Genomic DNA, 19865 nt, shown 5'->3' with positions numbered 1-19865 from the left:
AGCGGATGCGCGGCGGGCCGAGGTTCCACTGCACACGTGCCCCGAAGTCGCGCAGACGCACCACGCGCACGCCGGCGGGCGCCCCGACCCGACGCTCCCACGGCACGGCCACGTCGATCACGCCCGCCCAGGCGCGCTGCTGCCAGGTGAGCGGTCCGGTGTGCTCGACGAACACCCCGGGGTGGACGCCGGTCAGCTCACGCCGGCGGACCATCCGTGCCAGGTTGCTGGGCCGCACGCCTGCGGCGAGCAGCTGCCGTCTGCTGACGACACCGTCCTGCTCGCGCATCAGCCGCGACACCTCGTCCATGGCTCGAGCGTGAGCCAGCACCGGGAGCAACGAAAGCGGCGAAGCAGCCCCCGCTGACGGTGGTCGCGCCCTACAGGTCGAAGAGGGAGCCGGAGTCGCTGATGTCGACGTCGGTCTTCGGCTGGTGCTTCTCGCCGGAGCTCGCCGGCTTCGGCTTCGCCTCGGCCTGCGGCTCGGGCTCAGCCTCGTCCTCCGGCTCGGCTTCGAGCTCGGGCTCCGCCTCCGGCTCGGTCGCGGGCGTCTCCTCCGGCGCGTCGGCGTCGCTGGCGAGCGAGGTCGCGGCGGCGCTGAGGGCGGCGCCCGGGGAGGTGCTCTCCTCGGCCTCCGGCGCCGCCGGCACGGGCTCCGGCTCGGGCTCCGGCTCCGCGGGGGCCTCGGCCTTCGGCGCGGGCGCCGACGGCGCGGGGGCCTCGATGTCGAACAGCGACCCGGACTCCGGGATCTCCGCTGCCGGCGCGGCGACCGCGGGCGCGGGCTCGGCCTTCGCCTCCGGTTCCGGCTCGGCTTCCGGCTCCGGCTCGGCCGCGGGTGCGGGTGCGGGCTCGGCCTTCGCGGGCGCCGGGGCCGGCTCGGCCGCGGCGATGTCGAACAGCGACCCGGACTCGGGGATCTCCGTGGTCGGCTGCGCGGCCTCGGCCGCAGGCTCCGCTGCCGGCTCGGGCTCGGGCTGCTTCGCGGGCTCGGGCTCGGCCTGCTTCGCCGCCGGGGCGACGACGGGCTCGGGGGAGGCGATGTCGAACAGCGACCCGCCTCCGGAGCCGAGCTCCACCGCCGGGGCGGCCTCGGCCTCAGGCTCCGGCTCGGACGCCGTCGCCGGCTCCGGGGCGGCCTTCGCCTGCGGCTCCTCGGTGTCGCCACCGAGGTCGAACAGCGAGCCGCCGCCCGACGCCAGGTCCGTGGTGGGCTCGGCCTTCGTCTCCGCCGGGGCCTCGGGCTCCGGTGCGGACGTCGCCTCGGGCTCGTCGTCGTCGCCGAGGTCGAACAGCGAGCCGCCCGTCTTCTCGACGGGCTTCGCCGACGGCGCGGGGTCGGGCGTCGACTCCACGTCGTCGGGGGACGTCATCTCGGGGTCGTCGAAGAGCGACGAGCCGCCGGAGGCCTTGGCCAGCGGCCCGGCGTCCTCGGTGTCGACGACGGTGTCCTCGGTGATCGTGTCGTCGCCGGCCTCGGGCTCGGCCTTCGTGGCCTCGTCCTTGTCGGGGTCCTTCTCGGCAGGCCTGGCCTTGGCGGCGGCGCCGGCGCCGGCACCCGCGCCGGGCGCGAGCTTGGTGGCCTGCTCACCCTTGACCGAGGCGAGCAGCATCTGCGCGACGTCGAGGACCTCGACCTCCTCGCGGGCCTCGCCCTTCGCCTGGGCTGCGGTCAGGCCGTCGGAGAGCATCACCCGGCAGAACGGGCAGCCGACCGCGATCTGGTCGGCGCCGGTGCCGACGGCCTCGTTGGTGCGGTTGACGTTGATCCGCTCGCCGGTGTTCTCCTCCATCCACATGCGGGCGCCGCCGGCGCCGCAGCAGAACGAGCGCTCGGAGTTGCGCTCCATCTCGACGAGCTCGGCGCCGGGGAGGATCTGGAGCAGCTCGCGCGGCGGGGAGTAGACGCCGTTGTGGCGGCCGATGTAGCACGGGTCGTGGTAGGTGATCGAGCGCTTGTGGGCGCCGGCGCCGTCGTTGACCGGGGTCAGCTTGCCCTCGCGGACGAGGCGGTTGAGCAGCTGGGTGTGGTGGACGACCTCGAGCTCGATGCCGAAGTCGGAGTACTCGTTCTTGAGGGTGTTGAAGCAGTGGGCGCAGGTCGAGACGACGGTCTTGGCCTTCGCCTCCTTCAGCGTCTCGACGTTCTGCTGGGCCAGGCCCTGGAAGACGAACTCGTTGCCGGCGCGGCGCGCCGGGTCACCCGAGCAGGTCTCGCCGTTGCCGAGGACGCCGAAGCTCACGCCGGCGATGTCCAGCAGCTCGGCCACGGCGCGGGTGGTCTTCTTGGCGCGGTCCTCGTAGGCACCGGCGCAGCCGACCCAGAAGAGCCAGTCGACCTCGTCGAGGGACTCGATCGACTCGCCGACGACCTTGACCTCGAAGTCGAGGCCCTTGGCCCAGTCCATGCGCGCGTTGGGCGACATGTTCCACGGGTTGCCCTTGTTCTCCAGGCCCTTGAAGAGACCGTTGAGCTCGGCCGGGAAGTTCGACTCCACCAGCACGGCGTGGCGACGCATGTCCATGATGTGGTCGACGTGCTCGATGTCGACGGGGCACTGCTGGACGCAAGCGCCGCAGGACGTGCAGTTCCACAGCACCTCGGGGTCGATCACCGCGGCGCCGCTGTCGGGCATGTAGAACCAGTCGTCGCCGGTGTCGCCGATCAGCGGGCGCTCGACCTCGCGGGTCAGCGTGTCGTTGCCCTCGAGCAGGGCGGCGCGGGCCTCGTCACCCTCGGCCCGGAGGTACGGCGCCTTGGCGAAGGCGTGGTCGCGCAGCGCGGTGATGAGCAGCTTGGGTGACAGCGGCTTCTCGGTGTTCCAGGCGGGGCACTGCGACTGGCAGCGGCCACACTCGGTGCAGGTCGAGAAGTCCAGGATGCCCTTCCAGCTGAAGTCCTCGATGGCGCCGACGCCGAGCTTGGAGTCCTCGTCGAGGTCGTCGATGTCGTCGAGCGTGATCGCCTTGCCGTCGGAGGTGAGCGGCTTCATGGCGCCGAGCGCCGTGCGGCCGGACGACTCGCGCTTGAACCAGATGTTGAAGAACACCGAGAACCGGTGCCAGGCGACGCCCATCGTCAGGTTCAGCGAGATCGTGATCATCCACGCGAACGAGATGATGATCTTGAGCATGGCCACGAGGTAGACGAGGTTCTCGAGGGTGCCCTCGGACAGGCCGGAGAACGCCTCGCCCAGCCAGAACGTCAGCGGGAAGTGCAGCGCGGAGGCGTGGTCGGCGTGCGAGCCGTGGGAGAGCAGGGCGTACTCGAGCCCGCGCAGCGTGACGATGCACAGGCCGACGCCGAGGATCACGGACTCGACGAAGTAGCCCTGCCACATGGTCGAGCCCCAGAAGCGGCCCTTGACGCCGCGGGTGCGCTCCTTGGGGCGGCGGGCGCGGTAGGCGATGAACCCGACGATCGCCGCGATCATGACGACCGTGAAGAGCTCGGTGACCCACTCGTAGAGGAAGAACGTGCCGATCAGCGGCAGCGCGAACTCCGGGTCGAAGAGCTGCCCGAACGCCGTCAGCAGCGTGAAGAACAGCAGCCCGAAGCCGACGAACACGAACCAGTGGGCGATCCCGACGATCGTCCACTGGAGCATCCGGGTGTGGCCGAGCGTCTCCTTGAGCATCACGAGGGTGCGACCCAGGGGGTTGTCCGTGCGGGCCGCCGGCTGGCCGATCCTGAGTGTGGCGAGGATGTCGCGGATCGCCCGGACGAACAGGGTGATGCCGACGGCGGTGATGGCCAGCGAGACAACGATGGCGACGATCTGCATGCGCGAGGACTCCTCGTCGAACGGTTGCCGGTCGAGAGGCGACGGGCGAGGCGAGCCTAGAGGTCCCGGCCCGCCCCGTCAGTGCCACATCCGGGTGAGGGAATCCTACCCGGCGGTAACTTCGATCTCGCGCCGTGTCAGCGTGCGACCACCTTGAGCGGCCGCGTCGCCGAGCGGTCGGCGTACGACCCGGTGAGCGCGAGAGCCTTGCGACCGACGGCCTTCGGCACCTTCAGCCGTACGACGGACGTGCCGCGCGCGGTGGCCTTGCCGCGGGCGACGACCTTGCCGCCCAGGCGCAGCGTCCAGGCCTCGCCGGGGGCGAGCCTGCTCAGGGTCACGGTCACCCGCTTGCCGCGCACGGCCTTGGCGGGCGCGCTGATGGCCAGCTTCGCCGCCGGGAGCCCGACCTTGACCCCGGTCGAGGTCGCGGAGGCGGGCTCGTAGCCGGCGGTCGTCGTCGTGACGGCGACGGTGAGCAGGGCGCCGAGGTCGCGCGCGAGCGGCACGTAGGTCGACCTGGTGGCGCCCGGGATCGCGACGCCGTTGCGCCGCCACGCGTACGACGTGCTCTCGGCGGCCGGCTCGGTGGCCCGCGTCGTGACGGCGAGCGAGCGCCCCACGCGGGGCGTGCCGGTCACGGTGACGCCGCCTCCGGTCATCGTGCCGAGGGTGACGGGGCCGTCGGCCGAGCCGGTCGCCGAGGCCGGGACGAAGCCGTTGCGCTCGGCGGTGACCCTCAGGGTCAGGAGGTGCCCGACATCCGCGGGCGTGGGCTCGTAGACCAGTCCCTCGGCTCCCTCGATGGCGTCCAGGCGGGGGCCCCCCTCGCCCTCCGACTGGCGCAGCCACTGGTAGTCGTAGGAGTCGGGCAGGGGGGAGGTGTCCGCCTCCAGGGTGCCGACGAGCCACTCGCCGACGCGCGGGACGCCGCGCACCGTGACGGCCGGGGCGGTCTCGAACTTCCCGGGCGCGACGTAGCCGTCGGCGTCCACCCGCACGACCCCGTCGAGGTAGCCCTCCTTGTGGGCGGTGATCGTGACGGACAGCAGCGCGTCGAGGTCGCCGGCGGTCGGGGTGAAGGTTCCGCTCGTCTCCGGGCGCGGCTGCCCGTCGGCCTCCCACGCGTAGCTCACCGAGTCGGGCTCCACCGACCACACGGCGCCCTCGACGGTGACGGGCGTGCCGACCACCGGGTCGTCGTCGGACAGCGTCGGCGCCTCGAGCGCGCCGATCCGGGCGTAGGTGAGCGCGGACCGGTAGCGATCGAGCTCGACGCCGACGACCCGGGCGTCCGACCGGAGCGGCGGCAGCTCCGTAAGCTCCTTCTCGCCCCAGGTGACGACCTCGCCGTCCGCGGTCACGGCCGCGGACCACCAGAAGCCGGTCGACACCGCCACGACGGTCTCCTCGGCGAGGGAGGCGGGCACGTCGAGCTGACCCTCGTAGCCGGCGCCCCAGGCGATCACCTCGCCCTCGTCGGTCAGGGCGATGGCGTTCTGGTCGCCGAGGTCGACCTCGACGATGGTCTCGTCGGCGCGGTCCGCGGGGAAGGGGTTGCTGTACGACGCTGTGAGGAAGACGCCCGCGGAGACCGTCTTGCCGTCGTCGGTCAGGGCGACCGAGCCGCCGTACGACGTGTCGGCGGCGACGAACTCGCGCCCGGCGAGCTCGTCGGGGTCGAAGCCCAGCTCGTTCAGGTTGGAGTCGGTGCCCCAGAGGCGCAGCTCGCCGTCGGTCGTGACGCCGATGGCCTGCGACCGGTACGCCGTGACGTCGCGGTAGGTCGCGGCGGCGTCCTCCTCGTCCAGGGCGAGCCCGGATCCCCAGACGTGCACGTGACCGGTGTCGTCGAGCGCGAGACCGAACGACTGCCCGACCGCGACGTCCACGATCTTCTCCGCGAACGACGGCGTGGCGTGCGTGCTGCCCGTGTAGTAGTCGGCCGCCCAGTGGAGGCGGCCGTCGCTGGCGATGCCGTAGGTCGCGTTGGAGGAGAGCTCGATCTGCGAGTAGGCCAGGTCGGGGAGCCGGCTGGAGTCACTGCGACTCCACTCCGACACGGCGAAGACCGGAGCCACGGGCGTCGCCGGGTCGGCGGTCGCGGCGGGCGGGGCGAGGGCGGACAGGGTCGCCGCGATCGCCACGACGGCGAGGGCCAGGGCGGGACGGGGGCGGGCGGAGCGCAGGGGCACGGGTCAACCTCGGGACGGGAGCAGGAGGGACCGATGCAAGCACCCTCGTGGCCCTCCCGCAGGCGAACGACGGATCCCGTCGCCGCGCAACCGCGAGGCTCGCGTGCGTCGCGGGACCTCAGCGCAGGCGCTGGACCCGCCCGGCGCGGTTGAAGACGACGGTCATGACGACCTTGCGCTTGGTCGCCGTCTTGGCGCAGAAGCGGTACGTCGCGCCCAGGCGCTGGTAGGGCTGGCCGACCGCCCGCATCACGCGCTGGGTGGTCATGCCGCGGCGCACCAGGCGCTCGACGCGCGAGACCCGCTTGCGCAGGCCGGGGTTGCGGCAGGAGTCGGGCTTGACGCCCTGGGTGCGCTCCCACATCTGGAGGTAGGCCTCGGCGCCGCGCGACATGTCGTCGACGATCGCGCCGCCGTCGCGTCCGGCGACCTTGCGCAGGTCCTCGATCCAGTCGGGGTAGAGGCCGTACTGCGCGACGCCGTCCTTGTTGATGTCGTAGACCCGCTTGCCGGCCGTCTGGCGCTTGACGGTGACGCCGTTGAGGCCGCGGAAGGGGTAGCGCACCTTGTTGGCGACGTTGGCTCCGCGCGGGTCGCCCTGTGCGCCGAGGCCGTTGATGTCGGCGCCGAAGCCGAAGCCGAAGTAGTAGCGCTTGTCGGTCCAGCCGAGGTGGCGGCGCCACTTGCCGACGAAGCCCGTCGAGTCGCCGGCGTACGGCGTGATGAAGCCGCCCAGCTTGTAGATGCGCGGGTAGGTGTCGGGGGTCGACCAGGAGTGGCTCGAGACGATCCCGGGATAGTTCATCCGGTCGATCTGGTCGACCGCGGACGTGCGGGCCTTCACGCTGAGGTGGTCGGGGTCGAAGATCATCCGGCGCTTCGCGAGCCCGGTGATGGTCTTCTCCCCGAGCGTGGTCAGCCCGCGCGCGTTGCAGTGGGCCGGCGGCCCGTAGAGGGGTACGGCGGGCAGGGCGCCGCCGAAGAGCTGGCCGATCGCCCCGAAGAGCGCGTCCTGCTGCTGGTCGTCGATCTGCGGCGCGGCCAGCTGGGGCCGGTCGGTGGTCTCGCCGTCGGCCGGCTCGCAGTGCTTCATGTCCCAGAAGCTGCCGGTCTCCAGGAAGTTGGCGGAGTTGATGACCACCCCGGTGGTCCCGGCGTCGCCGGCCACGCCCGCGAGCGCGTTGTCGAACTTGTTGACCAGCTCCATCTGGCGCACGCCCATCCTGTGCACCTCGTCGAGCTGGCGGTCGATCTCGCCCGCGCTGCACGCCGGCACGTCCTTGCCGAGGACCCGCTTGAACGTGCAGCCGAACGGGATGCTCGTCTCGATGCCCATCACCACGGCCATCCGGCCGGAGTTGATGACCTTGCGGGCCTGGAAGGGGTTGGTGACGATCCGGTAGAAGCCCTTGCCGGGACCGCCGTACTGGGCGTCGATGTAGTCCTGGAACTTGTGCATCTGGCGCGCCTGGAGCCGGATCGAGTCCATGTCGTCGCAGGAGTTGCGCTTGAGCGGGTAGATCTCGCAGAGCTTGTTGTTCTCGACGAGCAGGTTGACGAAGAGCCGCTGGCCGCCGCGCCAGGAGCGCTCCATCCAGCGGTAGTAGGTGCCCTCGTGGGTCAGCGAGTCGGGCGCGGGCCAGTCCTTGAACGTCGGCCAGCCCACCGGGTCGTGGCTCGGCTGCCCGGACAGGAAGGTCTCCAGGACGGAGCCGTTGCCACCGGTGGCGCGGTGGTCCGCGCAGTCGACCAGCGCGTAGGGCGCGCCGTAGCGGTCCCAGGGCTTGCCGCAGTGGGCCTCGCCGCCGAGGAACTCGAAGGCCATGCCGTGGGTGTGGGCGTCGACGTAGCCACGCACCTCCTGGATCGGGGTGACGCCGCCGTGCGGGCGGCCCACGACGTCGATGCCCGACTCGGGGTAGGCGGAGCAGCCGCCCACCCGCTCGAGCCGGAAGCCGGTCGGCCTCGCGCCGAGGGCGAGCCGGCCGCCGTCCGCGCGCAGGCTGCGGCCGCCGCGCAGGGTGAAGGTGAACGTCGCGCCGGTCTTGCGCACGGTCCAGTCGGCGTCGGGGCTGGGTCGGCCCGCGAGCCCGGCGCGGGAGAGGAAGTCGCGCCTGGCGCCGTAGACGAGGTAGCTGCCGAGGTCGGTGGCCTTGAAGTAGAAGGGCGCGGCCCGGGTGGCGCGCACGCGGCTGAGCGCGAGGCCCGAGCCGGCGCGGGTGACGTAGCGACCCGCGCTGCTCAGGGCGTAGCAGCCGCCGGCCATCGCGTAGCGGGTGCGCGGCAGCGCGGTGCGCCTGCCCGTGAGGTACACCTTGGTGAGCCGGGGGTCGGGGAGCCGGCGCTGGCTGGCGGCGTAGGCGGCGCCGGCGCGGCGCTGGGCGGCGGTGGTGGGGTCCTGGGTGTCGGTGCCGACCTCACCGGCGCGCGAGACGGCGTTCTTGGTCGCGGGGTCGTGGTGGTCGTGCGGCGGGGTGCCCGGCGGGTCGACGTGGGGCAGCGACTCGAGCGCCGCGACCTTGCTGGCGTCGTAGTCGTCGAGCAGCGAGCCCTCCCGCTGGCCGAACGACGGCACCGACTGCAGGGCGCCGACGAGCAGGGCCCCGGAGGCCACGGCCGCCCAGATGACGCGGCGACGGGATCGGGGATCGGTACGGCGCATGGGGGCTCCTGGGTCGACTGGCGACAGGATCACCCACGCATCGGGTCCTGTCGAGGGACCAACGGCCGAGCGGCCCCGGCGTCACGCCCTCCGATGCGACGCGAGAGCGAGGCGGCCGTGCGGCACACCTCCTCGGTGAGCCCGGGAGGAGGGGCGCCCTCGTAGGTGGCGGCGACGGCCGCCAGCGGGTGCGCGTTGTGGTCGAGCACCGCGGCGGCCACGCTGGCGAAGCCGAGGGTCACCTCGCCGTCCTCCTCGGCGTGCCCGGCGCGGCGCACGGCGGACAGCAGGGAGCGCAGCTCGCTGGGACGCCGCGGGCCGCGGCCGGTGCGGTCCACGAACGCCGCCGCCTCCGGGTAGAGCGCCCGGACCTGGGGCGCCGGCAGCGCCGCGAGGAGCGCCCGGCCGCTGGCGGTGAGGTGGGCCGGGAGCCGGACCCCGATGTCGGTCACGAGCGGCGGCCGCCCCGGCGCGCGCTCCTCGACGACGTAGAGGACGTCGCGACCGTGGAGGACCGCCAGGTGCGCGGACTCGCCGGTGCGGTCGACCAGCGCCGCGAGCTGGTGGCGGGCGATGCGCTGCAGCGGCGCCTGACGGGAGTAGCCGCTGCCGACCTCGAAGGCGGCGACGCCGAGGCCGTAGCTGCGCTCCTCGGCCAGGTGGACCACGAAGCCCTCGGCGACCATGGCCGCCAGCAGGTGGTAGGCCGTGCTCCGCGGCAGGTCGCAGGCCCGGCTGATGTGCTCGAGCGGGACCGGGTCGGGCTGGCTGGCGAGGTACCGCAGCACCCGCAGCGTGCGGGTCGCTGCCGGGACCTGGCTCATGGCCACGAGTGTGCCCTGGACGCGACCGACCCCGCCCGGCAGGCCGGGCGGGGTCGGTCGGGTGAGCGGGTGGAGCGGGGGTCAGCGGCGGATCTGGGCGTTCGCGATGCCGATGTCGATCACGGCGCCGGTGCCGTCGAGCAGGGTGATGCGGGCGCCGATGACCATGACGCCGGCGCTGAGTCGCTGCACGACCTTCTCCTGGATCTTCAGCACGCCCGGGATCTCGATCACGCCGGACGACGGGATCTGCTGCGTCTCGCCGTTGACGACCAGGGCGCCGATCTGCGTGCCCGTGGCGCTGCGCGTGAGGCGGCCCTTGGCGTTGCGGGTCACGGTGGCGCGGGCGGTGACGCCCCGCAGGACGACCTGCCCGTTGCCCAGGCGGATGCGGCCCACCGAGCCCTGCTCCCACATGCGGGCGCCGCGGCGGGTCTGCTTGGCCATCTGCTGGGTGCGCAGGGCGTTGACCGTGGCCGCGCCCGGGAGGTTGACGCCCGCGGTGTCGCGGGTGGCGATCCGGCCCTGGGTGCCGGTGCAGGGCATCGGCAGGTACGGCGTGCGGCCGACCTTGACGTTGTTGGCCAGGGCCGAGGCCCGGACGCCGGCGGAGTAGCCCTTGAAGGTGCCGTGGCGGGCGCCGCTCTGGATCTTGGCGGCCGAGAAGGCGACCTGCGTGCGGGTGCGCGTGGGCAGCACCCGGATGTCGATGCCGTCGGTGGTGACGCGCACGCCGTTGCGCAGGCTGCGCGACTGCGTGACGCCGATCCGGATGGTCGCCAGGCCGGGGATGGTGAGCGGGCGGTTCAGCGACGGGACGCGGACCTCGCGGGCGGGTCCGGCGACCGGCTTGTAGACGGCCTTGAGGACGCTGGAGCTGCCCTCGGTGCGGAAGCGGGAGCCGTCGTGGAATGCCCGCGACTGCGACGTCACGCCCTCGAGGGTCAGCCGGCCGAGCGCGCCCTGCGCGATGACGACCTCGGCGATGCGCTGCGTGGAGTACGACGAGACGACCTTGCCGCGCTTGGCGGTCCAGACGCGGGTGCGGATCCCGGTGACGTTCCCGATGCCGGGCAGGGTGGCCTCGGCGACGTAGTTGGTGCGGTTGACGCCGGCGCGGTTGGTGCAGCCGATCGACTGGTACGCCGTGGCCTCGCCCGAGCTGACGGGGATGTCGCCACCGCGCGCGACGCTGCCGAAGCCGGACGCGCCGAGGGCGAACGAGGTCTTCACGACCTTGGCCGCCGAAGGCGCCGGGGCGGCCGCCGTGCTCGGCGTGGCTGCCGTCAGCGCGGCGACCAGTCCGACGCTGAGGAGCGCGGAGGGGATGCGCAGAGATCGCTTCATGGGGGACTCCTTCGGGGGATGGGCAGTGCCCGGTGGTGCTGGCTCAACGAGAAAGTGTGAGGTGAGTTACCCCCTGTTCACTGAACTTGTGCACGGAATTCATGAAGCGCCTGCGTCTCGGATCCGAGACGGAGCCCGGTTCGCGGCCCTGTCGGAGTCGGTCGCGTGGCGGTGGGATGGGCCCATGACCTCGCCCGCCCCCGCTCCCGTGCTCGTCGACGTCGGCCCCCTCCGCCTGGAGGACGTCGTCTCCGTGGCACGCGACGGGGCGCCGGTGCTGATGGGCGAGGAGGCGCTCGCGGCCCTGTCCCGGGCCCGGGAGGTCGTCGACCGGCTGGCGTCGGCCACCACGCCGGCGTACGGGATCTCGACCGGCTTCGGGGCGCTCGCCACCCGGCACATCCCGGCCGAGCTCCGCGCCCAGCTCCAGCGCTCGCTGGTGCGCTCGCACGCGGCGGGCTCCGGGCCGGAGGTCGAGCGGGAGGTGGTGCGTGCGCTGATGCTGCTGCGCCTGTCGACGCTGGCCACCGGCCACACGGGTGTGCGGGTGGGCACCGCCCGGCTGCTCGCCGACCTCCTCAACCACGGCATCACCCCGGTCGTGCACGAGTACGGCTCGTTGGGCTGCTCCGGCGACCTGGCTCCGCTCGCGCACTGCGCCCTCGCGCTCATGGGCGAGGGGACCGTCCGGGACGCGAGCCGCGTCCTGGTGCCGGCCGGGGAGGCGCTGGCCGCCGCCGGGCTGACGCCGGTCGAGCTGGTCGAGAAGGAGGGGCTCGCGCTGATCAACGGCACCGACGGGATGTTGGGCATGCTCGCGATGGCGATCGCGGACCTGCGCCGCCTGCTGCGGACGGCGGACGTCGCGGCCGCCATGTCGGTCGAGGCCCAGCTGGGCACCGACCGGGTCTTCGCCCCCGAGCTGCAGGCGATCCGTCCGCACCCGGGCCAGGCGCTCTCGGCGGCCAACCTCACCCGGCTGCTCGCCGGGTCCGGCGTCGTCGCCTCCCACCGCGGGCCCGACTGCAACCGCGTCCAGGACGCCTACTCGCTGCGCTGCGCGCCCCAGGTGCACGGCGCCGCCCGCGACACCGTCGAGCACGCGGCGCTCGTCGCGGGGCGCGAGCTGGCCAGCGCCGTCGACAACCCGGTGGTGCTCACCGACGGGGACGGCCGGGTGGAGTCCAACGGCAACTTCCACGGTGCGCCGGTGGGCTACGTGCTCGACTTCCTGGCGATCGTCGCCGCCGACGTGGCCAGCATGAGCGAGCGGCGCACCGACCGGTTCCTCGACAGGTCGCGCAGCCACGGGCTGCCGCCGTTCCTCGCGCACGACCCTGGGGTCGACAGCGGCCTGATGATCGCGCAGTACACGCAGGCCGCGGTGGTCTCCGAGCTGAAGCGGCTGGCGGTGCCGGCGTCGGTGGACTCGATCCCCTCCAGCGCCATGCAGGAGGACCACGTGTCGATGGGCTGGTCGGCCGCCCGCAAGCTGCGCCGCGCCGTCGACGGGCTGACCCGGGTGGTCGCGATCGAGGTGATGACCGCGGCGCGGGCGCTCGACCTGCGCGCCCCGCTCGCCGCCTCGCCCGCCACCGCTGCCGTCGTACGGCTGCTGCGCGAGGGCGGGGTCGAGGGCCCCGGCCCCGACCGGCACCTGGCGCCCGAGATCGAGGCGGCGGTGTCGCTCGTCGGCTCCGGCGCCGTCCTGACCGCCGTCCACGACGTGATCGGAGAGCTCGCATGACCGTGCCCAACCCCCGCCTCCCCATCCGCGCCGCGCGCGGCCGCGAGCTGACCGCGAAGTCGTGGCAGACCGAGGCGCCGCTGCGGATGCTGATGAACAACCTCGACCCCGACAACGCCGAGCGGCCCGAGGACCTCGTCGTCTACGGCGGCACCGGCAAGGCCGCCCGCAGCTGGGAGGCCTACGACGCGCTGGTGCGGACCCTGCGCGACCTCGAGGACGACGAGACGATGCTCGTGCAGTCGGGCAAGCCGGTCGGCGTCATGCGCACCCACGCCTGGGCGCCGCGGGTCCTGATCGCCAACTCCAACCTGGTCGGCGACTGGGCCGACTGGGAGGAGTTCCGGCGGCTGGAGGACCTCGGCCTGACGATGTACGGCCAGATGACCGCCGGGTCCTGGATCTACATCGGCACCCAGGGCATCCTGCAGGGCACGTTCGAGACGTTCGCCGCGGTGGCGGACAAGCGGTTCGGCGGGACGCTCGCCGGCACGATCACCGTGACCGCCGGGCTGGGCGGCATGGGTGGCGCGCAGCCGCTGGCCGTGACCATGAACGACGGCGTGGTCATCTGCCTCGAGTGCGACCCCGACCGCATCGAGCGGCGCCTCGAGCACCGCTACCTCGACGTCCGCGCCGACTCGCTCGACGAGGCGGTCGCGATGGCGGTCGCGGCCCGCGACGCCCGCACGCCGCTGTCGATCGGCGTGCTCGGCAACGCCGCGGTGATGCTGCCGGAGCTCCTGGAGTCCGGCGCCCCGGTCGACATCGTCACCGACCAGACCTCGGCGCACGACCCCCTCTACTACCTGCCCGCCGGCACGCCGTACGACGCGTGGGCGACCGAGCGCGAGGCCGACCCGGTGGGCTTCACCCGGCGCGCGCGCGAGTCCATGGCGACGCACGTGCGGGCGATGGTGGAGTTCCAGGACCGCGGCGCCGAGGTCTTCGACTACGGCAACTCGATCCGCGACGAGGCGCGCAAGGGCGGCTACGACCGGGCCTTCGACTTCCCCGGCTTCGTCCCGGCCTACATCCGGCCGCTCTTCTGCGAGGGCCGCGGGCCGTTCCGCTGGGCCGCGCTCTCGGGCGACCCGGCCGACATCGCCGCCACCGACCGGGCGATCCTCGAGCTCTTCCCGGACAACGAGCGCCTGCGGAAGTGGATCACCATGGCGGGGGAGCGCGTGGCGTTCCAGGGACTGCCGGCTCGGATCTGCTGGCTGGGCCAGGGCGAGCGCCACCTGGCCGGGCTGCGCTTCAACGAGATGGTCGCCTCGGGCGAGCTCTCGGCGCCGGTCGTGATTGGCCGCGACCACCTCGACTGCGGCTCCGTCGCCTCGCCGTACCGGGAGACCGAGGCGATGCTCGACGGCTCCGACGCCATCGCCGACTGGGCGATCCTCAACGCGCTGGTCAACACCGCCTCGGGCGCCAGCTGGGTCTCCTTCCACCACGGTGGCGGCGTCGGCATGGGTCGCTCCCTGCACGCCGGCCAGGTCTGCGTCGCCGACGGCACCGCGCTGGCCGCCGAGAAGATCGAGCGCGTCCTCACCAACGACCCCGCCATGGGCGTCATCCGTCACGTCGACGCCGGCTACGACCGCGCCGCCGAGGTCGCCGCCGAGCGCGGCGTCCGCATCCCCATGCGGGAGTAGCGCTCTGCAGGCGGAGGTGAGGAGGGCCGTGGCAGAGTGAGCGCGTGACGTCACAGCCGGCCCGCTCACGGGCGACCCTGACCGACATCAGCTCGCGCGCGTGGGAGCACCCCGCTGACCAAGGGGCCCTGGTGGCGCTGCGGCGGCTCAAGGGGTTCGACACCGTGCTCAAGGCGGTGTCGGGGATGTTCAACGAGCGGGCGTTCCGACTGGTGTTCCTGGGCTCGGCCGTCCGGGTCGACGAGCGCCAGTTCCCGGCGCTGCACCACCAGCTGCTCGACGTGGCGCGCGTGCTCGACGTCGCGGAGGTGCCCGAGCTCTACGTCGTCGCCAACCCGACGCTCAACGCGATCACGGTCGGCATGAACAAGCCGTTCATCGTGCTCAACTCCGGGCTGGTCGACCTGCTCGACGAGGACGAGCTGCGCTACGTCATCGCCCACGAGCTGGGCCACGCGGTCAGCGGCCACGCCGTCTACCAGACGCTCCTGCAGCGGCTCCTCCAGCTGACCGGCGTCCTCAACAGCCTGCCGCTGGGCGCGCTCGGCGTCCGCGCGATCGTCGCGGCGCTCTACGAGTGGTCGCGCAAGGCCGAGCTGTCCGCCGACCGGGCCGGGCTGCTGGCCACCCAGGACCCCGCCACGGCGTTCCGGGTGCACATGCAGCTGGCGAGCGGCGGCCACCTCGACGAGCTCGACATCACGTCGTTCTTCGCGCAGGGCCAGGAGTACCTCGACGCCACCGACCTGCGCGACTCCGTCCTCAAGCTGCTGCTCATCGAGAACCGCACCCACCCGTTCGCCGTCGTCCGCGCGACCGAGCTGCGCCGCTGGGTCGACTCGGGCGAGTACACCCGCTTCCTCGCCGGCGACTACCCGCGTCGCAGCGCCGACGACGACGCCAAGGTCAGCGACGCCGCCAAGGCCGCGGCCGCCAGCTACGCGGACACCTTCCAGCAGACCCAGGACGCCCTCGGGAAGATGGTGCACGACCTCGCCGGCGTCGCGGGCAGCGTCAAGCTCTGGCTCGACGAGAGGCTGCGCCGCGACACCGACTGAGCTACGGCCGCGGCTTCGGCTGGGGCTTCGGGGTGACGACGGCGGTGGGGCCCGCGGACGGGACCGGCGCGACGACCGCGGGCGGCACTGGTGAGGTCACCGGCGGCACGACCGCGAACGGCGGCTGGGCCTCGGAGACGGCCCCGTCGCCGGTCCCCGGCTCGTCGAGGCAGGTGCCGCGACGCTGCTCGCGCTCGGCCAGGGGGAAGACGTTGAAGAGCTGGGTCGTCCCGTTGAACCAGCCGCAGCCGACCTTCCGATTCTCGCGGCGGCCGATGGCCGCCTGCTCCGGCTCGATGGCGAGCGGGTCGCCGTTGCCGCGGAAGATCTGGGCCCCCTCTACGGGGTTCCCCTGGGCGTCGTAGACGAACAGGCTGCGCACCTTGACGCTGTCCACGCGCAAACCGGGCTGGTGGTGGCCGGCACGGTAGCCGGCGTTGTAGCCGGTGCCGCTGTAGATGTCGCCGTGCTGCCCCGCGGAGGCGAAGCCGAGCGACACCACCACCGCCGCGACGTTGGCGGCGATGAGCGCCAGCCGAGGGAGTAGCGGACGGTCCGGCCCGGAGCCGGGCCACAGCCGCCCGAGACCGATGAGCACGCTGACCACGATGGCGGCGAGCAGCACGGCGGGCCCGAGGAGGGTGACCCCCAGGGTCGGCAGGAGCGTGACGTACTCCCACTCTCCCGTGGCCTGGTCGACGAAGGTCACCGCGATCCAGGCGCGCAGCACCCACCACGCGGGGCGGGCTGCCTCGGCGATGGCCCAGGCCTGACGGCTCCAGGGGTGACTCTCCACGAGCTCGAAGAAACGCGCGCGGAGCCGGTCCAGGTCGTCGGTGAGGCTGGCGCGCGTCGGTCGCCCGGGCAGCGGCAGCCGTCGGCGGCTCCGGGAGCGCTCGGGCAGTCCCGCCGCGGCGCGCAGCTCGGCGGCGTACGCCGCGGGGTCGCCCAGCACGTCGGCGCCGTCGGCGACCTGGTCGGAGAGGTCGGCCTCGAGCCCGCCGAGCAGCTCCTCGCGCTCGTCGTCGCTGAGGTCGGCCAGGCGGGCGCGCACGTCGGCGACGAAGGCCTCGACCTCGGGCCGGGTGGGGGTGCGGGTGTCGTTCACGAGGCTGCTCCCTGCGTCTGGTCCTGCGGCTGGTGGTCGAGCGTGCGGTGGTCGAGGAGGGCGGTGACGGTGTCGGAGAAGGTCGCCCAGTCCTTGGTCTGCTGCTCCAGCTGGGTGCGGCCGACGGGCGTGATCCCGTAGTACTTGCGGTGGGGGCCCTCGTCGGACGGCACGACGTAGGAGGTGAGGGCGCCGGCGGCGTAGAGGCGGCGCAGGGTGCCGTAGACCGAGGCGTCGCCCACCTCGGTCAGCCCGCCGGCGCGCAGCCGTCGGAGCACGTCGTAGCCGTAGCCGTCGTCGTCCTCCACGACCGCGAGCACGGCCAGGTCGAGCACTCCCTTGAGGAGCTGCGTGGTGTCCATGCACGGCACACTACTGCGCGTCGCGCAGTACCGCGGGCAACGAACCAGTACGGCGCGTCGCGGCGCCCCGGGGAGGGGGTCCCGGAAAATGGGAAGGACCCCCGGGCCGCGTAGGCCGGGGGTCCTTCGGAGTGGAGCTGGGTCAGAAGACCCGTCGACGCGAACCGCCGATCGGGACGAGGTTCAGGATCAGGCCGACGACCAACAGGATCGCGCCGATCGTGGTGAGGATCGGAATCGATGCCACCAGGCCGATGATGAGCAGAATCAGACCGAGTACAACCATGGGAAAAACCATCCTCTCAAGATGTGTCTCTCCGAGCATGGCGGTGGGCAGGCTCCGCCCGAACCACCCCCGCGGGTGGTTTTGTCCGGTCAGCGCAAGGGTATGGGCGAGAATCTTCGGATTACGGACAGATTTTACCCGTCATCATGTAACGCTGCAATGGTCTCGTGGATCGCGAGCGTGCGGCGGGCGGTCTCCACGTGCAGGCTCTCGACCATCCGTCCTCGGTAGGTCACCACGCCACTGCCGCGACCGGCCTCCCACGCCTCGAGCATGCCCCGGGCGTCCGCTACGGCCTGCTCGGACGGCGCGAACGCCGCGTTGGCGCCCTCGACCTGGCCCGGGTGGATGACGGTCTTGCCGTCGAAGCCCATCTCGCGGCCCTGCTGGCACTCGGCGAGGAAGCCCTCGGTGTCCTTCACGTCGTTGTAGACGCCGTCGAGGATCGCCGTGCCCGTGGCCCGCGCCGCGAGCAACGCCAGCGACAGCCCCACCAGGAGCGGGTGGCGGCCCGGCACGTGCTCGGCGTACAGCTCCTTGGCGAGGTCGTTGGTGCCCATCACCAGGACGGTGAGCCGCTCGGACGCGCCGGCGATCTCCTCGGCGTGCAGCATCGCCCGCGGCGTCTCGACCATCGCCCACAGCGTGGTGCGGTCGGGGGCGCCGTGGCGCTCCAGCGTGTCGACGAGGGTGCGGACCGCCTCGGCGCTGTCGACCTTCGGTACGACGATCGCGTCCGGGCCGGCGGCGCACGCGGCCGCCAGGTCGTCGGCGTGCCACTCGGTGTCGGCGGCGTTGACGCGGATCGTCAGCTCGCGCCGACCGTAGGCGCCGCTCGCCGCGGCGGCGCACACGGCCTCGCGCGCCTCGGCCTTCGCGCCGGGGGCGACGGAGTCCTCCAGGTCGAGGATCAGCCCGTCGACCGGCAGCGTCTTGGCCTTCTCCAGCGCCTTGGCGTTGGAGCCCGGCATGTAGAGGACCGAGCGGCGCGGGCGGAAGGTGGGGTCGTCCATGTCAGGCCTCCGGGGTGGGGATGGCGTCGTACTGCGCCTTGAGCTCGGGGTCGATCGCGGACAGCTGCTCGGCGAGACGCACCATCACCAGGCACTGCTTGAGCGAGGCGTCGTCCTCCATCTTGCCGTCGATCATCACCGCGCCGGTGCCGTCGCCCATGGCGGCCGCGACCCGGCGCGCGTGGGCGACGTCCTCGACGCTGGGGCTGAAGACGCGGTGGGCGATGGCGATCTGCTTCGGGTGCAGGCTCCACGTGCCGACGCAGCCGAGCAGGAAGGCGTTGCGGAACTGGTCCTCGCACGCCGTCACGTCGGCGATGTCGCCGAACGGCCCGTAGTAGGGGTAGATCCCGTGCATCGCGCAGGCGTCGACCATGCGGGCGATCGTGTAGTGCCACAGGTCCTGCTGGTACGTCGCCCGGCCGGCCTCCAGGTTGGCGACGCCGTCGATGCGGGGCGGGTCCTCGCGCACGAGGTAGCCGGGGTGCCCGCCGCCGACGCGGGTGGTCTTCATCCGGCGGTCGGCGGCCAGGTCGGCCGGGCCCAGCGAGAGGCCCTGCATGCGCGGCGAGGCGCCGCAGATCTCCTCGACGTTGGCGACCCCGCGGGCGGTCTCGAGGATGGCGTGGATCAGGATCGGCCGGTCCAGCCCGGCCTTGGCCTCGAGCTGCGCGAGCAGCCGGTCGACGTAGTGGATGTCCTCGGCGCCCTGCACCTTGGGCACCATGATGACGTCGAGCCGTTCGCCGATGGCCGGGACCAGCGTCGTGAGGTCGTCGAGCGCCCACGGGCTGTCGAGGCTGTTGACGCGGGTCCAGAGCTGCGTCGCGGCGTCGGGCCCTCCGAGACCGGGGGTGTCCTGCGCGATGCGCACCAGCCCCTCGCGGGCGGCGAGCTTGTTGTCGGCCTTGACCGCGTCCTCGAGGTTGCCGAGCAGCACGTCGACGGTCCCGACCATCGCCGGGATCTTGGCCGCCATCTTCTCGTTGCTCGGGTCGAAGAAGTGGATCGCGCGGCTGGGCCGCGCTGGGATCTCGGTCAGCGGGGTGGGCGCCCCGACGGCCAGCGGGCGGAAGAAGTCCTTGGCGCTGCGCAACGCGGTCATGGCCGGGAAAGTACCAGCGGGCTCGCCGGGCGGGTATGACCGATCTAACGCGCGGGAGTTTCACCGGTACCCGGTGAAACTCACGCTTCCGGTGCGAAGTTTCGGCCGGGAAGCGTGAGTTTCGTACGGGCACTGGGACGTCAGTGACGGGAGCGACGCCACCAACGGCGCCGACCCGGCCGGCCCGCCTGCTCGGAGGGCTCCGACGCGGCCGCAGCCGCCGCCGCGGCCGCCCGGGCCGCACGCCGCACCTCGCGCCGCCGGTGCCAGCCGGCCACGGTCTGGTCGACGTCGCGCGGCATGGTGACCAGCGGCGGCTGGCCGTCCTGGGGGGAGTAGCGCGCCCGCATCACCCGCGCGTTGAAGTCCTCGACCTCGCGGCGCACCTCCGCCTCGGCGAACAGCTCGTCCAGGCGGTCGTCGAGCTCGGCGTCGTCCTTGCGCAGCTGCAGCGACGGTGGAAGGACCGCGATCCGCTCGCGCTCGACCAGCTTCTTGAGCCACCAGTCGGGGTCGTGGCTCGCCCCGAGGTCCTTGATCGGCTTGCCGGCGCCGGGCAGGTCGTCGAACTGCCCCTTCTCCATGGCGATCCGGATCTGCTGGTCCACCCAGGTGTGCTGGTGGGCCATCCGCGCCGCGGCAGCGCTCCTGCCGGTGCGGTCGTCGCGCTGCTTGTCGTGGTCGGTCATCGTCATCACTCCCCAGGCCTCCAGGA

General features: G+C 72.9%; 14 protein-coding genes. 3 read left to right on the top strand and 11 right to left on the bottom strand.

What is annotated here, in order from left to right:
• Positions 1–380: 380 nt before the first annotated feature.
• The 5 genes from IRQ30_RS08105 to IRQ30_RS08085 all read right to left on the bottom strand — a co-directional run bounded on the left by IRQ30_RS08105 (position 381) and on the right by IRQ30_RS08085 (position 10813).
• Positions 381–3785 carry a heterodisulfide reductase-related iron-sulfur binding cluster gene (locus tag IRQ30_RS08105; RefSeq protein WP_193612426.1) on the bottom strand — a complete coding sequence of 1135 codons (3405 nt, stop codon included), beginning with the start codon at positions 3783–3785 and terminating at the stop codon, positions 381–383.
• Positions 3786–3922: 137 nt separating this feature from the next.
• Positions 3923–5980 carry a hypothetical protein gene (locus IRQ30_RS08100; protein ID WP_193612425.1) on the bottom strand — a complete coding sequence of 686 codons (2058 nt, stop codon included), beginning with the start codon at positions 5978–5980 and terminating at the stop codon, positions 3923–3925.
• Between the two features lie 118 nt (positions 5981–6098).
• Positions 6099–8642 carry an amidohydrolase family protein gene (locus IRQ30_RS08095; RefSeq protein WP_193612424.1) on the bottom strand — a complete coding sequence of 848 codons (2544 nt, stop codon included), beginning with the start codon at positions 8640–8642 and terminating at the stop codon, positions 6099–6101.
• A gap of 29 nt (positions 8643–8671) precedes the next feature.
• On the bottom strand, positions 8672–9466 hold the full coding sequence (locus IRQ30_RS08090; RefSeq protein WP_193612423.1) for an IclR family transcriptional regulator: 795 nt from the start codon (positions 9464–9466) through the stop codon (positions 8672–8674).
• 81 nt (positions 9467–9547) lie between these two features.
• Complete coding sequence (locus IRQ30_RS08085; RefSeq protein WP_193612422.1) at positions 9548–10813, bottom strand: choice-of-anchor P family protein; 1266 nt, start codon at positions 10811–10813, stop codon at positions 9548–9550.
• A 184-nt stretch (positions 10814–10997) separates the two neighbouring features.
• On the opposite strand from IRQ30_RS08085, the gene hutH reads away from it, so the two are divergent.
• Genes hutH through IRQ30_RS08070 form a run of 3 tightly spaced genes read left to right on the top strand, consistent with a single transcriptional unit; the run spans position 10998 to position 15276 of the window.
• Positions 10998–12560: a histidine ammonia-lyase gene (gene hutH, locus IRQ30_RS08080; protein ID WP_193612421.1), complete on the top strand. Its 1563-nt coding sequence runs from the start codon at positions 10998–11000 to the stop codon at positions 12558–12560.
• Entirely contained in the window at positions 12557–14218 is a 1662-nt protein-coding gene (gene hutU, locus IRQ30_RS08075; protein WP_193612420.1) for a urocanate hydratase, read from the top strand. The genes hutH and hutU overlap by 4 nt, the downstream gene beginning before the upstream one ends.
• 44 nt (positions 14219–14262) lie before the next feature.
• Positions 14263–15276 carry a M48 family metalloprotease gene (locus IRQ30_RS08070; protein WP_193612419.1) on the top strand — a complete coding sequence of 338 codons (1014 nt, stop codon included), beginning with the start codon at positions 14263–14265 and terminating at the stop codon, positions 15274–15276.
• A gap of 1 nt (position 15277) precedes the next feature.
• Here IRQ30_RS08070 and IRQ30_RS08065 read toward each other — a convergent pair whose 3' ends face one another.
• The 6 genes from IRQ30_RS08065 to IRQ30_RS08040 form a co-directional block, all read right to left on the bottom strand.
• Positions 15278–16384, bottom strand: coding sequence for an HAAS signaling domain-containing protein (locus tag IRQ30_RS08065; RefSeq protein WP_193612418.1), 1107 nt, complete (start codon positions 16382–16384; stop codon positions 15278–15280).
• Entirely contained in the window at positions 16381–16746 is a 366-nt protein-coding gene (locus tag IRQ30_RS08060) for a PadR family transcriptional regulator (protein ID WP_193612417.1), read from the bottom strand. Before IRQ30_RS08060 ends, IRQ30_RS08065 begins: the two co-directional genes overlap by 4 nt.
• 142 nt (positions 16747–16888) lie before the next feature.
• The gene (locus tag IRQ30_RS08055; RefSeq protein WP_193608672.1) at positions 16889–17044 is read right to left on the bottom strand and encodes a hypothetical protein; all 156 of its coding nucleotides are present in this window, start codon (positions 17042–17044) and stop codon (positions 16889–16891) included.
• 122 nt (positions 17045–17166) lie between these two features.
• On the bottom strand, positions 17167–18045 hold the full coding sequence (locus IRQ30_RS08050) for an HpcH/HpaI aldolase/citrate lyase family protein (protein WP_193612416.1): 879 nt from the start codon (positions 18043–18045) through the stop codon (positions 17167–17169).
• Between the two features lies 1 nt (position 18046).
• Entirely contained in the window at positions 18047–19150 is a 1104-nt protein-coding gene (locus IRQ30_RS08045) for an HpcH/HpaI aldolase/citrate lyase family protein (protein ID WP_227467204.1), read from the bottom strand.
• A 140-nt stretch (positions 19151–19290) separates the two neighbouring features.
• Entirely contained in the window at positions 19291–19839 is a 549-nt protein-coding gene (locus IRQ30_RS08040) for a DnaJ family domain-containing protein (RefSeq protein ID WP_193612415.1), read from the bottom strand.
• Between the last annotated feature and the right edge of the window lie 26 nt (positions 19840–19865).

The organism is Nocardioides lijunqiniae (assembly GCF_015024225.1).
GTDB lineage: Bacteria > Actinomycetota > Actinomycetes > Propionibacteriales > Nocardioidaceae > Nocardioides > Nocardioides lijunqiniae.
This window is presented reverse-complemented; position numbering and strand designations above follow the sequence as displayed.

Bases quoted from the DNA above. Each gene is read 5' to 3' on its own strand.
- IRQ30_RS08105 (WP_193612426.1), bottom strand. From the start codon at position 3,785: ATGCAGATCGTCGCCATCGTTGTCTCGCTGGCCATCACCGCCGTCGGC.
- IRQ30_RS08095 (WP_193612424.1), bottom strand. From the start codon at position 8,642: ATGCGCCGTACCGATCCCCGATCCCGTCGCCGCGTCATCTGGGCGGCC.
- IRQ30_RS08090 (WP_193612423.1), bottom strand. From the start codon at position 9,466: ATGAGCCAGGTCCCGGCAGCGACCCGCACGCTGCGGGTGCTGCGGTAC.
- IRQ30_RS08085 (WP_193612422.1), bottom strand. From the start codon at position 10,813: ATGAAGCGATCTCTGCGCATCCCCTCCGCGCTCCTCAGCGTCGGACTG.
- hutH (WP_193612421.1), top strand. From the start codon at position 10,998: ATGACCTCGCCCGCCCCCGCTCCCGTGCTCGTCGACGTCGGCCCCCTC.
- hutU (WP_193612420.1), top strand. From the start codon at position 12,557: ATGACCGTGCCCAACCCCCGCCTCCCCATCCGCGCCGCGCGCGGCCGC.
- IRQ30_RS08060 (WP_193612417.1), bottom strand. From the start codon at position 16,746: ATGGACACCACGCAGCTCCTCAAGGGAGTGCTCGACCTGGCCGTGCTC.
- IRQ30_RS08055 (WP_193608672.1), bottom strand. From the start codon at position 17,044: ATGGTTTTTCCCATGGTTGTACTCGGTCTGATTCTGCTCATCATCGGC.
- IRQ30_RS08050 (WP_193612416.1), bottom strand. From the start codon at position 18,045: ATGGACGACCCCACCTTCCGCCCGCGCCGCTCGGTCCTCTACATGCCG.
- IRQ30_RS08045 (WP_227467204.1), bottom strand. From the start codon at position 19,150: ATGACCGCGTTGCGCAGCGCCAAGGACTTCTTCCGCCCGCTGGCCGTC.
- IRQ30_RS08040 (WP_193612415.1), bottom strand. From the start codon at position 19,839: ATGACCGACCACGACAAGCAGCGCGACGACCGCACCGGCAGGAGCGCT.